Consider the following 14,349-nt stretch of genomic DNA (forward strand, 5'->3'; position numbering starts at 1 on the left):
CCCCCGGATCGCTCGGCTGAGCGATCCGGGCGATGGATCCAACGAACGCCCCGCCTTGCGCGGGGCGTTGTCGTTGGGGCTTGCTGGTGGAGCAGGCGCAGCCCGGGTGATGTCACCCAGTGATGAGGGGCCACTAGCAAAGAGGTCGCAGGATCAGCATGAAACTGCTTGCCGACGACTCATTTGAGCTAGCAGGCGTGCATGGCTGGCCGTTGGAGGCAATGGTCTCAGTCGCAGTGCGAACGGAGACTGTCGCACCTTTTCCAACCGGCGAACCCCCATGACCCAGTCCCCCGTTTCGAGCGTAGCCCACGGTGTTCCGTCGACGCTCAACGATGTCCGTTCCTCGACGACAGCACGGCAGAGCGCCGAACTGCTGAAACGACGCGTGGAGGATGAATCCCCGCTTGACGTGTCCGCCCAGGAACCGGCGGTCGAGGCGGTTCCTGCGGCCGATGAAGCGCAGTCCGTCGCGGCGACGATGCCGGCCGCGGCGGAGGTCGCGACCAGCATTGAGGCGTCAGGAACGCCTGCGCATCAGGACGACGAGACGCAACGCCTCGGCTGGGCGCTTCTCGGCGTGAGCGGACTGGGACTGGCCGGCTTGGCCGCGGGAGGCGGCGGCTCTGCATCCAGCATCGTGACGCCCGTTGGGGGCACCGCTCCCACTCCCGTGATGATTTCGCCCCCAGTGGTGACGGCCCCGCCTCCGGTGGTGACCGAACCTCCGGTGGCGGTCGAGCCTCCGCTGGTGGCTCCGCCTCCCGCGGTGGTCGAACCTCCGGTGGTGGCCCAGCCTCCCGCGGTGGTCGAACCTCCGGTGGTGGCTCCGCCTCCCGCGGTGGTCGAACCTCCGGTGGTGGCTCCGCCTCCCGCAGTGGTCGAACCTCCGGTGGTGGCCCAGCCTCCCGTGGAGACTGTTCCCGCAGCTCCCACCGATGGTGCCGTGAAGGACACGGAAGTGGCCGCACCGACCATCCGCACCAGCACCGGCAGGCGCGCGATCAACGACGGCGCTTCGGTGACGGTCGGCAACATCGAGGCTGGCGCCAACTGGGACTACAGCCTGGACGGCGGCGCGACCTGGACTCCGGGTTCGGCCCTGTCCATCGCCGGCAGCGCGCTGTCCGAAGGCACGCATCGCGTGACAGTCCGGCAGACCGACGCCTCCGGGAACCAGGCGTCGGCGACCGCTGAGGTGGTGAAGGACACCCAGGTCGGTCTCCCCACCGTTGCGACGAGAAACGGCACGGGCTTCGTCAATCGCGGCGAGTATCTGACGCTGGGCAACATCGAGGAAGGCGCCAGTGTGGCCTTCAGCTTGAACGGCGGTACGACCTGGATCGAACGTTCAGTCATCGGCACGCATACCTGGGCCGAGGGCACGAATCACCTGACCGTCCGGCAGATCGACCCCGCAGGAAACCAGGCGACGACGACCGCCGAGCTGGAGGTGATCGCCTCCATCAGCTCGCCTTCCGTCCGCACCAGTACCGGCAAGAGAGTGATCAACGAAAGCGGCTCGGTGATGGTCGGCAACATCCAGACGGGTGCCAGGTGGGACTACAGCCTGGACGATGGGAGGTCGTGGACGCCGGGATCCGGTTCATCCATCGCCAGCAGCGCGCTGTCCGAAGGCCTGAATCAAGTGATCGTCCGCAAGACGGACGGTGCGGGCAACCCGTCGACGATGAGCATCGGCGTGGTGAAGGACACCGTCGCCCTCGCGCCGACATTGACGCTGGCAAGCGATACCGGTGAGGGCGGTGACCGCCTGACCAACGACGGCAGCCTCAGTGTCGGCGGCATCGAGCCGCTTGCGACCTGGGAGTACAGCATTGACGGCGGCGGCTGGCTGGTGGGCGGTCCTGCGGGCATCGCGGATCCCGGATTCACTGACGGTGCCCACAACGTCCGAGCCCGGCAGACGGATGCGGTCGGCAATTCGAGTCAGGAAACCGAACTGAACTTCAGCATCGACAAATCGGCGCCAGACAGGCCTGGCCTCTTCCTGAACGCGGACTCGGGCGTCGTCGGCGACCGGATCGTCCGGAGCGCAAGCCTCCGGGTACTCGGCACGGAGATCGGCGGTACCACGCACGTGTCGGTGGATGGCGCGCTGCAAGGGACGACACCGAACGACGCCGACACCACCCTCATCGACATGGACGGCCAATTGTCCGAGGGCGCCAGGTCCATCGGCGTGCAGCAGGTGGATGCTGCAGGCAACGCGTCGGACTGGACTTTCATCAACGTCACGATTGACAGGACGGCGCCCGACGCCGCATTCACCGGCCTGTCCGGCTCGGGGCTGGCCATCACCAGTGACGAAGGAGGCGAGGTCTTCCTGGTGCGTGACACGCTGTCGCCCGCCGACGACCTGGCGGACATCGACACGCTGGACGCGTCAAGCTGGCGGCGCTTCGCCAGCGCGGGCCCGGGCAACGAGACGTCGCTCGCGGACCTGTCCGGCCTGCGCGCGGGGACCTATGACGTCTACGCGAGAGACGGCGCGGGCAATGCGACGCAGATCGCCTCGCCGCTCTCCGGAACTGGCACTGGCCCGCTCAAGGCGGCGATCGGCAGCGCCGGGTCGGACGTCATCAGTCTCCCGGATGGCGGCGGCGTGATGGTGGGCAACGGCGGCGCCGACCGGTTCGTGTTCGAGGCGGGCCAGACTGGCACGTTCGTGTTCACGGACATCGACGACGAGATCATCCGCGGCGAGGCGGACATGGACATCATTGACCTGACCGCAGTGCTCAAGAATTACACCGCCCCGTCCAGCGGAGATGACGCTGCGAACGACCTGTTCCTCACGCGGGTCGACGAAGCCGGCAAGTCGACGATCTTCGTCGATGTGGACGGCAACGGAGATTTCCAGAACGCCGAGCTGGTGCTGGTGCTCACCGGTCCGGCCGCCCAGCAATTCGTCCAGTTGGCGACGCCAGGCGAAGTCCTGATGGGCTGACCGCTTCAGACCGGAAGGGTGCCGGGCAGCAGGATGTCGCGGCCGACGCCGCGCAACTCGCGATGCCCGCAGAACGCCATCGTGAGATCCAGCTCACGATGGATGATTTCCAAGGCCCGGCTCACGCCGGGTTTTCCCATGGCGCCCAGCCCATACAGGAACGCGCGGCCGATGTAGGTGCCGCGTGCCCCCAGGGCCCAGGCCTTGAGCACGTCCTGGCCCGAGCGGATACCGCCGTCCAGATGCACCTCGATGCGGTCGCCGACCGCGTCGACGATGCGGGGCAGCGCGCGGATGCTGGACTCCGCGCCGTCGAGCTGCCGTCCGCCGTGGTTGCTGACGATGAGCGCGTCCGCGCCGGTGGCCGCGGCGAGTTTCGCGTCCTCCTCGTCGAGGATGCCCTTGAGGATCAGCTTGCCGCCCCAGCGCTCGCGGATCCACTGCACGTCGCTCCAGCTCAACTGCGGATCGAACTGCTTGGCGGTCCATTCGGACAGCGAGCTCATGTCGCCCACGCCTTTCACGTGGCCGACGATGTTGCCGAACTGCCGGCGCGGCGTGCCCAGCATGCCCAGGCACCAGCGCGGCTTGGTCGCCATGTTGATGAGGTTGGGCAGCGTGAGCTTGGGCGGCGCGGACAGGCCGTTCTTCAGGTCCTTGTGGCGCTGGCCCAGGATCTGCAGGTCCAGCGTCAGCACCAGCGCCTCGCACTTCGCGGCCTTGGCGCGGTCGATCAGGCTGTGGATGAAGCCCTTGTCCTTCATCACGTAGAGCTGGAACCAGAACGGCGCGGTCGTGTTCGCGGCGATGTCCTCGATCGAGCAGATGCTCATCGTCGACAGCGTGAACGGCACGCCGAAGGCTTCTGCGGCCTGTGCGCCGAGGATCTCGCCGTCCGCGTGCTGCATGCCGGTCATGCCGGTCGGGGCGATCGCCACGGGCATGGCGACCGGACGGCCGATCATCGTGGCCGCCGTGCTGCGACCTTCCACGTTCACGGCCACGCGCTGGCGCAGCTTGATCGACTGGAAGTCAGATTCGTTGGCACGGTAGGTGCTCTCGGTCCAGGAGCCGGAGTCCGCGTAGTCGTAGAACATGCGCGGGACGCGGCGCTGCGCGAGCACGCGCAGGTCTTCGATGCAGGTGATGACGCTCATGCGCCGGATGCTAGGCGAGCGGCGCGGACCTCGGCCGGAAAGTTTCGCGGGCCCGGCCGGAGGATCCTTCCGATCGCCTCAGGGAGTTCCCCGAGGCGGACGTGCTCAGTCGCTCAGAGTCTCGCAATGCCGGACGAGCCAGCGCGCGAAAGCGCGGGCCGCGTCGCCGTCGGCGTGTCGCACGAGTCCGTAGGGCATCGCCGCCGGCACCGCGAGATCGAACAGGCGCTTGAGCGCACCGCCGCGCAGGTAGGTGGCCGCCAGGCTCGGCCGCCCGAGCACGATGCCCTGGCCGCAGGCCGCGGCCTCCAGCGTCAGCCCCAGGTCGACGAAGCGCGTGCCTTGCGCGGGCTCGGGCCAGTCGAGGCCGGCGGCGCGCAGCCACGGCTGCCAGGGCTGCAGCGGCGTGCGCAAGAGCGGCGCCGAGGCCAGGTCTGCCGGCGCATGGATGGCCGGCAGCCGCGCGAGCAGCGACGGCGCGGCCATCGGCGTGACGACGTCGTCGAGCAGCACCTCGCCGCCCGCCGGGATGGTGCCGGCGAAGATCTCGACGTCTGCCGGCGGTGCGGGCTGGTCCAGATACGGCGTCGACAGCAGCAGTTCGAGCTCGACGTCCGGATGCTCGGTCTCGAAGCCGGGCAGGGCGGGCACCAGGACCTGACGCGCGAAGGTGGGCGGGCTGGTGATGCTGAGCCGGACGACGCGCTGCTGGTCGCGCCGATGCAGCGGCACGGCGGCCAGCAGCGACAACGCGGTCCGGACCTGCGCAAGGTATTCCTTGCCGGCGGCGGTGAGGCGTAGCGGATGGCGCGTCAGCAGCGGCTGGCCGAGTCGCTCTTCCAAGGTCGCGATGCGTTTGCCGATGGCGCTCGCGCTGACGTGGAGGACCTCGGCGGCGCGCTCCAGGCTGCCGAGCCGCGCGACGGCCTCAAAGGCCAGCAGGCCGTCGATCGAAGGCAGGCGCAAGGCGTCGTCGATGGGCTCGCCTGGGGCGTGGCGCGAGGAATCGCTCATGGGCGCGACTGTAGCGTCCAACGCCCACCGGCCCCTCAGATCGTCAGGGAGGTTGAACGGCGTGCGACGAGGTGCCTCAGAGCGCAGCTACAGTGGCGCGATGTCCGAAGTTCCCGAGAGAAGCCTGACCGTCGCTGCCGATGAGGCTGCGGTCGATGACGCCACCGTGCGCGTGTTGGAGCAGGCGTCTCTCTGGCGTCGTCTGCCGTGGATGGTGGGCGGCGCGCTGAGCCTGGTGCTGGGCGTGATCGGCATCTTCCTGCCGCTGCTGCCGACGACACCGTTCGTGCTGCTGGCCGCGTTCTGTTTCGCGCGCGGGTCTGCGCGCTGCGAGGCCTGGCTGGTCGGCCATCCGCGCTTCGGGCCGATGATCGTCCAGTGGCGCGCCAACCGTGCGGTACCGCTCCGGGCCAAGCAGATGGCCTGGGGAATGATGGCGGTCAGCTCGATCATTTCCGCCTTCGTCATGCCGGTCGTGCCGTGGCTACCCGCCGTCTGCTGCCTGGCTGTCGGTATCTGGCTTTGGCGTCTGCCCACGGCTTGATCGGGTGGAACAACGATCGTTGTACAGCGCGCATTGCGCCTCAACTGAACAGGCTGAGGTTCTCCGGCTTCGGCCTAGCGGGCGAGTCCTCCTTCGGCGCAGACGCGGCGCGTCCGCGCGTCTTCGGCTCGATGTCGCCGGGCCGGCTGAGCTTGCCGACCCGCACGCCGAGCAGCCGCAGCCGCTGGCTCAGGTCCACGCGCTTGAGGCACAGCCCCGCCGCGTGACGGATGGCGGCCGCGTCCTGCACCGGCGCGTCCAGGGTCAGGTCTCGCGTCACCGTGCGGAAGCCTTCGAAGCGCAGCTTGATGCCGATCGTGCGCCCCAGGTAGCCCTTGCGTTGCAGGTCCGACGCGAGCTGCTCGCACAGCGCGGTGAAGATCCGCGACAGCTCCGGCCGGTCGCGCTTGGCATGCAGGTCGCGTTCGAAGGTCGTCTCGCGGCTGATGGACACCGGCTCGCTGTAGGTCACCACCGGTCGCTCGTCGAGGCCCCAGGCCGCCTGGTGCAGCCAGGCGCTGTAGCCCTCGCCGAAATGCTGCCGGAGCAGTTCCGGTGCCGCGGCCGCGAGCTCGCCGATCGTGTGGATCTCCAGGCTCTCCAGCTTCGCGCCGGCCTTCGGCCCGATGCCGTTGATGCGGCGCACCGGCAGCGGCCAGATCTTCGTCGGCAGGTCCTCCATCATGATCAGCGTCAGGCCGTCGGGCTTGTCGAGCTCCGACGCGATCTTGGACAGCAGCTTGTTCGGCGTCACGCCGATCGAGCAGGTCAGCCCGGTCGCGCGCTGCACCGAGTTCTTGATCTCCCGCGCGATCGCCCGCACGCCGCCCAGCGGGTCGTGGCCGACCGCCTCGCGCGCGCCCGGCACGTCGGTGAGGTCGATGTAGATCTCGTCGATGCCGCGGTCCTCAATCACCGGCGCGATCTCGCGCACCGCCGCCTTGAACAGCCGTGAGAAGTGGCGGTAGGAATCGAAGTCCGCCGGCAGCAGGATCGCCTGCGGCGCGCGCAGCGCCGCCTTCATCAGGCCCATCGCGGAGAACACGCCCAGGTCGCGCGCCGCGTAGGTCGACGTCGTCACGACGCCGCGCCCGGTGTAGTCGGCCAGCTTGAAGAACTCGCGCGTGCCGTCAGGCCGCTCCTGCGGCGTGTGGGCGCGCCGGCCGCCGACCACCACCGGCTGGCCCTTGAGCTCCGGATAACGCAGCAGCTCCACGGACGCGTAGAACGCGTCCATGTCCAGATGGGCGATCAGGCGATCGGGCAGCGCTGGCGTCGGCTCGGCCATGCGAGGGATTGTGAGCGCCGGCGCTGACAGTCGCTGTCAGCAGGGCCGGCGGCGGTCAGTGTCCGCAGCTCGTCGACCCGCAGGCCGAGACGGCTTCCTCGGCCTTGGCCGGTGCCTTGATGGGATCACGGCATTCGCCGGTCTTCGGATCGAAGCCGCGTTGTTCCATCGTGTAGACCAGGGCCGCGTCCATCATCTCGGCGTGACCGGGGAACCACTGCGACAGCTCGGTGCGCACGATGGCCAGCGGCTCGCGGTCGCCCAGGTCCTCGGCGTAGCGCACCACCTCGCGCATCACGTTCAGCACCATCGCGTGCTGGCTGCTGTGGCAGTTCTCCGGCTCGAAGCCGGTCGCCGCCATCCAGCGCTCCTCCATCGCGAAGTGCTCCTCCGTGTGGGCGAGCAGCGCCTTGAACGCCGGCAGCGCATCCTCGCCGCGATCGAGCGTGTCGGCGTAGCGGTTCAGCAGGTCGACGAATTCCTCGTGCGTGTGGTCGAGCTCGGGCTGATTCAGCACGAGCTCGTCGGTCCAGGCCAGCGCGCTCATGGTCAGGCCTTCACGTCGTTGCCGGCGGGGATCACGCCCAGACGCGCGCGGTGGCGGGCCACCTGCGCGCGGACCTGGGCCGGCGCCGTGCCGCCGAGGATGTTGCGCGCGTTCAGCGAGCCCGTCAGCGACAGCACCTCGTAGACGTCCTCGCCGATGCGCGGATCGAATTGCCGCAGCGCCTCCAGCGGCAGCGCCGACAGGTCGATGCCCTGCGCCTGCGCCGTCTTCACCGCGTGCGCGACGATCTCGTGCGCGTCGCGGAAGGCCAGGCCCTGCTTGACCAGGTAGTCCGCCAGGTCGGTCGCCGTCGCGTAACCCTTGAGCGCGGCGCGCTCCATCGCGTCGGCCTTGACCGTCAGGCCGGCCATCATCTCCGCGAAGATGCGCAAGGTGTCGCTCAGCGTGTCGACGGTGTCGAACAGCGGCTCCTTGTCTTCCTGGTTGTCCTTGTTGTAGGCCAGCGGCTGGCCCTTCATCAGCGTGATCAGGCCCATCAGGTGGCCGACCACGCGGCCGCTCTTGCCGCGCGCCAGCTCGGGCACGTCCGGGTTCTTCTTCTGCGGCATGATGCTCGACCCGGTGCAGAAGCGGTCCGGCAGCGCGATGAAGCCGAAGGCCTGGCTCATCCACAGGATCAGTTCTTCCGACAGGCGCGAGATGTGCACCATGACCAGCGCGGCCGCGGCGCTGAATTCGATCGCGAAGTCGCGGTCGCTGACGGCGTCCAGGCTGTTCTGCGCGACGCCTTCCATGCCCAGCGTGCGCGCGACGCGTTCGCGGTCCAGCGGGTAGCTGGTGCCGGCCAGCGCGGCGGCGCCCAGCGGCAGGCGGTTCACGCGCCTGCGGGCGTCGACGAGGCGCTCCACGTCGCGGGCGAACATCTCGACGTAGGCCAGCAGGTGATGACCGAAGGCCACCGGCTGCGCGACCTGCAGATGCGTGAAGCCCGGCAGGATGATGTCGGCGTGGCGCTCGGCCTGGTCGACCAGCACGCGCTGCAGCTCGGTGAGCAGTCCCGCCAGCGTGTCCATCTCGCCGCGCAGCCACAGACGCACGTCGGTGGCGACCTGGTCGTTGCGGCTGCGGCCGGTGTGCAGGCGCTTGCCGGCCAGGCCGACCAGCTCGGTCAGGCGGGCCTCGATGTTCAGGTGCACGTCCTCCAGGTCCAGCTTCCATTCGAAGCGGCCCGAGGTGATCTCCTCGCGGATCTGCGCCATGCCCTTGCGGATCGCGGCCAGATCCTCCGCGCCGATGATCCCCTGCGCGGCCAGCATGTCCGCGTGGGCCAGCGAGCCCTGGATGTCGGCGGCCCACAGGCGCTTGTCGAAATCGACGCTGGCGGTGTAGCGCTTGACCAGCTCGCTCACGGGCTCGGAGAAGAGGGCGGACCAGGCCTGCGTCTTGTTGGCGAGCTGGTTGTCGGCGACCTGGGGGGCGACCTGAGGGGCGACCGGGGAGGTGGACGACGAGTCGGTCGAGGAGTCAGTGGGGGAGGAGGACATCGGCTTGCAAGGCGTTACGACTTCGCGGCGCCCCGGGCGTGTCCGCATAGGAAGCGGCCGGACGCCTGGGTGAGAATGAGCCGCCGATTCTAAAGGGGGCGCCACCGGGGCGCCCGAGGGGCTGCGGCCGGAGGGCAGACAGTGCGGGGATGGGAGGATCCGATGGCCACGAAGGCAACGAACGGACGATCGCCGGGGGAAGACCCGCCGCCGTCGGAAAGCCGGCCGATGCCGATGCAGCCCGCCTGGGAGGAAACCCGCCTGGACGCGCGGCCGGTCGGACCGTCGCGCCTGATCGACGCACAGCGGCGCTTCGACGTCTGCCACGTGGGCCTGGTGCTGCGCGCCGTGCTGGGCGTGCAGCTGGTGCTGTCGCTGGGGCTGGCGATGACCTCGCAGACGACGGCGCAGTGGGCCTGGTCCATGGGCGGCGCGTCGGTCGCGGCGCTGAGCGGCGTGCTGGCCTGGCTGCTGATCGTGTGCGCGTCGAAACGATGGCTGGCGCGACTGCCCGAATGGGCGCAATGGACACTGCCGATCGCGCTCGGTGCGCTGTGCGCGCACGGCGGGGCGCAGCTGCTGGAAGCGGTGGACATCGGCGTGCTCGGCGTCCTGCAGCGCACCGCGGCGGTGCTGGCCGGGGCGCTGGCGGCAGGCATGCTGCTGGGCTGGCTCAAGCTGCGCGAGCGCGCGCAGGCGCCCGCCGACGCGCTGGCGCGTTTGGTGGAATTGCAATCGCGCATCCGGCCGCACTTCCTCTTCAACACGCTGAACACCGCGATCGCGCTGGTGCGCGTCGATCCGAACCGCGCCGAGGAGGTGCTGGAGGATCTGGCCGAACTGTTCCGCGTGGCGCTCGCGGACGCCGGGCCCACGGCCGAAGGCGTGCGGCTGGACCAGGAGGTCGAACTGGCGCGGCGCTATCTGGCGATCGAGCAGCTGCGCTTCGGCGACCGGCTGCGCGTGCATTGGCAGCTCGATCCGCACGCCGCGGAAGCGCGCGTGCCGCCGCTGCTGCTGCAGCCGCTGGTGGAGAACGCCGTGCGCCATGGCGTCGAGCCCAACGACGGCGGCGGCGACGTGGACATCGTGACGCGCGCGCGCGGCAGCGAGATCGAGATCCGCGTGGTCAACACGGTCGGCCTGCCGACGCGCGGCAAGGGGCACGGACTGGCGCTGCGCAACGTGCGGCAGCGGTTGAGGCTGATGCACGACGTCGCGGCGCGCCTGGAAGCCGGACCCGGCCAGGGACGCTTCGTGGTGCGCATCGTGATGCCGCGGTGACGGAGGACGCAGGATGACGACAAGCGCTGACAAGGCTGACAAGGCTGACAGAGCAATCAGGGCCACCGGAGCGACCGGAGCCGCCAGAGCCATGGGACGGGAGGGAAGGACATGCTGACGCATCCGCCGCTGAAGGTCTTGATCGTCGACGACGAACCGCTGGCGCGGCTGCGTCTGCGCGGTCTGGTCGAGGCCAACGAGGACCCGCGCGCCGAGGTCGTGGCCGAGGCCGGCAGCGGCGACCAAGCCCTGGCCTGGCTCAAGGACCATGCCTGCGACCTGATCCTGCTGGACGTGCAGATGCCGGGCCTGGACGGGCTGGGACTGGCGCAGGCGCTGCGCGGGCGGCCCTTCGCGCCGGCCATCGTGTTCGTCACCGCGCATGTGCAGCACGCGCTGCTGGCCTTCGAGCTGGAAGCGCTGGACTACCTGACCAAGCCGGTGCGGCGCGAGCGGCTGCAGGCCAGTCTCTCGAGAGCCGTGCAGCGCATCGACGAGCGCGCCGCCGCCAAGGCGCGCGAGGAGCGCGACGTCAACGGGCAGGCCTCCATGCCGGGCGCCGAGGCGCCGGTCATCAACATCACCGAGCGCGGACGGCTGCTGCGCGTGCCGCTGGCCGAGGTGCTCTATTTCAAGGCCGAGCTCAAGTACCTGACGCTGCGCACGGCGACGCAGAGCCACGTCATGGACGGCTCGCTCAGCGATCTGGAGCAGCGTCTGGGCGACCGCTTCCTGCGCGTGCACCGCAACGCGCTGGTCGCACGCTCGGCCGTGCGCGAGCTCGAGCGCCACGTGCCGACCGACGGCCCTCCCGACGGCGACGGCGAGAACGGCGGCGAACTCGGCTGGGCGGTCCGGATCGCCCATGTCAACGAGTGGCTGGCCGTGTCGCGACGGCAGGTCGCGGCGGTGCGCGAGGCGCTGGCGGGGCAGCGCTGAAGCGCGACCCCATTCAATCGCAGACCCGTTGAAGCTGCGGTACCGAAGCAGGGCGCTTCAGTCCGCAGTTTGTATTGCCTCAGCCGGTATTGCGCAGGCCGGCCGCGATCCCGTTGATGGACAGGTGGATCCCGCGCTGGACGCGTTCCAGACGCGGATCCTCCGCGCGTTTCTCCGCCGGGATCGCGCGGTAGCGCCGCATCAGCTCGACCTGCAGATGGTTCAGCGGATCGATGTACGGGAAGCGGTGTTCGATCGAGCGGGCCAGCGCCGGATTGGCCGCGAGGCGGCCGCTCTCGCCGGTGATCAGCGCGATGGCTTCCTCGGTGCGGGCGAACTCGGCCTCGATCGCGCCGAAGATCCGCTTGGCCAGGCGCTTGTCCTCGACGAGTTCCAGGTAGCGGCGCGCGATGTCCAGGTCGGCCTTGGCCAGCACCATGTCCAGGTTGGACAGCAGGGTCTTGAAGAAGGGCCACTGCTTGTGCATGCGCTTGAGCAGCGCCAGCTTCTCGTCTCGGCCCGCCTTGTCCTCCCCCTTGCCCTTGCCGAGGAAGTCCTGGATGCCCGAGCCGAAGCCGCACCAGCCCGGCAGCGTGATGCGCGACTGGCCCCAGCTGAAGCCCCACGGGATCGCCCGCAGGTCCTCGATGGCGCGCGTCGCCTTGCGCGAGGCGGGACGCGAGCCGATGTTGAGCTCGGCGATCTCGCGGATCGGCGTCGTGGCGAAGAAGAAGTCGGCGAAGCCCGGCGTGTCGTAGACCAGCCCGCGGTAGGCCGCGAAGCTCGCGTCCGACAGCGCCTGCGCCGCGGTCATGAAGGCCTGCGGCGCCTGCTTGGTCGGATGCAGCAGCGTGGCCTCGAGCGTCGCGGCGACCAGCGTCTCCAGGTTGCGCCGGCCGATCTCCGGATTGGCGTACTTGGAGTTGATGACCTCGCCCTGCTCGGTGAGCCGGATCTGGCCGTTCACCGTGCCGGGGGGCTGCGCCAGGATGGCCTGGTAGCTCGGACCGCCGCCGCGGCCCACCGTGCCGCCGCGGCCGTGGAACAGGCGCAGCGTCAGTGGTCCCTGCTGGCGCAGCTCGTCGAAGAGCTTCACCAGCGCGATCTCGGCGCGGTACAGCTCCCAGCTGCTGGTGAACACGCCGCCGTCCTTGTTGGAGTCGGAGTAGCCCAGCATGATGTCCTGCTCGCCGCCGGAGCGGCGCACCAGCGCGGCCATGCCGGGCAGCTCGTAGAAGCCCTGCATGATGCCGGGCGCGTTGCGCAGGTCGGCGATGGTCTCGAACAGCGGCACCACGATCAGGTCGCTGATCGCGTCGCCGTCGAGGGTGCCGCGCAGCAGGCCGACTTCCTTGAGCAGCAGCTGGACCTCGAGCAGGTCGCTGACGTCCTCGGTGTGGGAAATGATGTAGTGGCGCAGCGCTTCGCGCCCGAAGCGCTTCAGCGATTCGCGCGCGGTCTCGAAGATCGCGAGCTCGCCCAGCGCGCGCTCGCTGTATTCGGCGCCCAGCACGCGCAGCGGCCGCGTCTGGTTCAGCAGCTCGACCAGCAGCGCGCGGCGTTCCTGCTCGTCCAGGGCCGAGTAGTCGTCGCAGACGCGCGCGTTCTTCAGCAGCTCGACGATGGTGAGCTCATGCTGGTCGCTGCTCTGGCGCAGGTCCAGCGTCGCCAGGTGGAAGCCGAAGACCTGCACCGCGCGGATCAGCGGCTTGAGCCGCGGCGCGATCAGCGCGTGCGCATGGTGGTGCTCCAGCGACTCCTTGATGATGCGCAGGTCCGCCAGCAGGTCCTCGGGCGACAGGTACGGGTCCTGCGGCGCGACCGCGTGGCGCAGCGCCTCGGTGCCGGTCAGCGATTCGAGCGTTGCCGCCAGCCGCGCGTACATGCCGGTCAGCGCGCGGCGATAGGGCTCGTCCATCCGGTGCTCGTTCTGATCGGGGCTGCGCTCGGCCAGGGCCTGCATCGCCGGCGTGACGCCCGCCAGGCGCAGCGAGATCGACAGCTCCGCGCCCAGCTCATGCAGCTCGGTCAGGTAGTGGCGCAGCGCCAGCTCGCTCTGGCGGCGCAGCGCCAGACGCATCGTGTCGGCGGTGACGTTGGGATTGCCGTCGCGGTCGCCGCCTATCCACTGGCCCATGCGCAGGAAGGGCGGCACGTCCTCGCCCGGCAGCGCCTCTTCCAGCTCGGTATAGAGCTTGGGGATCTCGCGCAGGAAGGTCGCGTGGTAGTAGCTCAGCGCGTTCTCGATCTCGTCGGCCACGGTGAGCTTCGAGTAGCGCAGCATCCGCGTCTGCCACAGCTGCGTGACGCGGGCGCGGATCAGGAGCTCGTTCGCGGCCAGCTCGCGCTCGGTGTGCAGGCGGTCGCGCGCGCCGACCAGTTCGGCGACGGCGCGCTCGGCATCCAGGATGCTCTTGCGCTGCACCTCGGTCGGGTGGGCCGTCAGCACCGGGGACACGAAGCCGTGCGCCAGCGTCTTGGCCACTTCCGCGGGCCGCACGCCGGCGTCGAACAGCCGTTCCAGCGCGTAGCCGAGCGAACCCGGCTGCAGCGAACCCTCGCGCTCGTGGACCTCGCGGCGGCGGACGTGGTGGCGGTCCTCGGCGATGTTGGCCAGGTGCGAGAAGTAGCTGAAGGCGCGGATCACGCTCACCGTCTGCTCGCCCGACAGGCCCTTGAGCAGCTTGTCCATCTGCTTGCCGGCCTGCGCGTCCCGCTTCAGGCGGAAGGCCACCGACAGCTGCCGCACGCGCTCCACCAGTTCGTAGGCCTCGCGGCCTTCCTGCTCGCGGATCACCTCGCCGAGGATGCGGCCCAGCAGGCGGATGTCGTCCATCAGCGGCTGGTTCTTGTCCTTGATCGTCTTGATGGAGCGGGTGCCGGCGGACGCCTTGGCGGAGGGCTTCAGGGCCGTCTTCGTGGCCGGCTTTGCGGCCGGCTTTGCGGCCGGCTGGGGGGCAGGTGTTGCGGCCGGCTTGGCACGGGCCTTGGCGCGGGACTTCGAGGAGGCGGAGGTGGTACTGGCGGGCATGGCGGCGTCAGAGGTTCGTCAGGGACCAGGGGAGGGGGTGATGTAACGAAGTTACCTTCGGTTGACTTT

10 protein-coding genes are annotated in these 14,349 nt (G+C 69.6%); 4 read left to right on the forward strand and 6 right to left on the reverse strand.

The genetic code is table 11. From position 1 onward, the window contains the following. Positions 1-280 precede the first annotated feature (280 nt). On the forward strand, positions 281-2,971 hold the full coding sequence (locus tag ABE85_RS02225) for a hypothetical protein (protein WP_157521868.1): 2,691 nt from the start codon (positions 281-283) through the stop codon (positions 2,969-2,971). Between the two features lie 5 nt (positions 2,972-2,976). Here ABE85_RS02225 and ABE85_RS02230 read toward each other — a convergent pair whose 3' ends face one another. Continuing rightward, complete coding sequence (locus ABE85_RS02230; protein WP_067269694.1) at positions 2,977-4,128, reverse strand: alpha-hydroxy acid oxidase; 1,152 nt, start codon at positions 4,126-4,128, stop codon at positions 2,977-2,979. Positions 4,129-4,233: 105 nt separating this feature from the next. Then, positions 4,234-5,142, reverse strand: coding sequence for a LysR family transcriptional regulator (locus tag ABE85_RS02235; protein ID WP_067269696.1), 909 nt, complete (start codon positions 5,140-5,142; stop codon positions 4,234-4,236). A 100-nt stretch (positions 5,143-5,242) separates the two neighbouring features. On the opposite strand from ABE85_RS02235, the gene ABE85_RS02240 reads away from it, so the two are divergent. Continuing rightward, positions 5,243-5,686 (forward strand): YbaN family protein, encoded by a 444-nt coding sequence (locus ABE85_RS02240; RefSeq protein WP_082938241.1) that lies wholly within the window; start codon positions 5,243-5,245, stop codon positions 5,684-5,686. Positions 5,687-5,726: 40 nt separating this feature from the next. Here ABE85_RS02240 and dinB read toward each other — a convergent pair whose 3' ends face one another. From dinB to argH, 3 genes are read right to left on the reverse strand one after another with little or no spacing between them, the layout of a single operon-like run. Then, positions 5,727-6,974 (reverse strand): DNA polymerase IV, encoded by a 1,248-nt coding sequence (gene dinB, locus ABE85_RS02245; protein ID WP_067269698.1) that lies wholly within the window; start codon positions 6,972-6,974, stop codon positions 5,727-5,729. Between the two features lie 55 nt (positions 6,975-7,029). After that, positions 7,030-7,521: a hemerythrin domain-containing protein gene (locus ABE85_RS02250; RefSeq protein WP_067269700.1), complete on the reverse strand. Its 492-nt coding sequence runs from the start codon at positions 7,519-7,521 to the stop codon at positions 7,030-7,032. Positions 7,522-7,523: 2 nt separating this feature from the next. Next, positions 7,524-9,026, reverse strand: coding sequence for an argininosuccinate lyase (gene argH / locus ABE85_RS02255; protein WP_082938242.1), 1,503 nt, complete (start codon positions 9,024-9,026; stop codon positions 7,524-7,526). A gap of 162 nt (positions 9,027-9,188) precedes the next feature. On the opposite strand from argH, the gene ABE85_RS02260 reads away from it, so the two are divergent. Both ABE85_RS02260 and ABE85_RS02265 read left to right on the forward strand, forming a co-directional pair. Next, positions 9,189-10,310 (forward strand): sensor histidine kinase, encoded by a 1,122-nt coding sequence (locus tag ABE85_RS02260; protein ID WP_231993209.1) that lies wholly within the window; start codon positions 9,189-9,191, stop codon positions 10,308-10,310. A gap of 111 nt (positions 10,311-10,421) precedes the next feature. Then, positions 10,422-11,249 carry a LytTR family DNA-binding domain-containing protein gene (locus ABE85_RS02265; protein WP_067269702.1) on the forward strand — a complete coding sequence of 276 codons (828 nt, stop codon included), beginning with the start codon at positions 10,422-10,424 and terminating at the stop codon, positions 11,247-11,249. 79 nt (positions 11,250-11,328) lie between these two features. Here ABE85_RS02265 and ppc read toward each other — a convergent pair whose 3' ends face one another. Then, positions 11,329-14,085: a phosphoenolpyruvate carboxylase gene (ppc, locus tag ABE85_RS02270; protein WP_067269704.1), complete on the reverse strand. Its 2,757-nt coding sequence runs from the start codon at positions 14,083-14,085 to the stop codon at positions 11,329-11,331. Positions 14,086-14,349 lie beyond the last annotated feature (264 nt).

This window comes from Mitsuaria sp. 7, assembly GCF_001653795.1.
Lineage (GTDB): Bacteria > Pseudomonadota > Gammaproteobacteria > Burkholderiales > Burkholderiaceae_C > Roseateles.

Excerpts from the sequence above, each read along its gene's own strand:
- ABE85_RS02260 (WP_231993209.1), top strand. The coding sequence starts at position 9,189 with ATGGCCACGAAGGCAACGAACGGACGATCGCCGGGGGAAGACCCGCCG.
- ABE85_RS02225 (WP_157521868.1), top strand. The coding sequence starts at position 281 with ATGACCCAGTCCCCCGTTTCGAGCGTAGCCCACGGTGTTCCGTCGACG.
- argH (WP_082938242.1), bottom strand. The coding sequence starts at position 9,026 with ATGTCCTCCTCCCCCACTGACTCCTCGACCGACTCGTCGTCCACCTCC.
- ABE85_RS02230 (WP_067269694.1), bottom strand. The coding sequence starts at position 4,128 with ATGAGCGTCATCACCTGCATCGAAGACCTGCGCGTGCTCGCGCAGCGC.
- ABE85_RS02235 (WP_067269696.1), bottom strand. The coding sequence starts at position 5,142 with ATGAGCGATTCCTCGCGCCACGCCCCAGGCGAGCCCATCGACGACGCC.
- ABE85_RS02240 (WP_082938241.1), top strand. The coding sequence starts at position 5,243 with ATGTCCGAAGTTCCCGAGAGAAGCCTGACCGTCGCTGCCGATGAGGCT.
- ABE85_RS02265 (WP_067269702.1), top strand. The coding sequence starts at position 10,422 with ATGCTGACGCATCCGCCGCTGAAGGTCTTGATCGTCGACGACGAACCG.
- dinB (WP_067269698.1), bottom strand. The coding sequence starts at position 6,974 with ATGGCCGAGCCGACGCCAGCGCTGCCCGATCGCCTGATCGCCCATCTG.
- ppc (WP_067269704.1), bottom strand. The coding sequence starts at position 14,085 with ATGGACGACATCCGCCTGCTGGGCCGCATCCTCGGCGAGGTGATCCGC.
- ABE85_RS02250 (WP_067269700.1), bottom strand. The coding sequence starts at position 7,521 with ATGAGCGCGCTGGCCTGGACCGACGAGCTCGTGCTGAATCAGCCCGAG.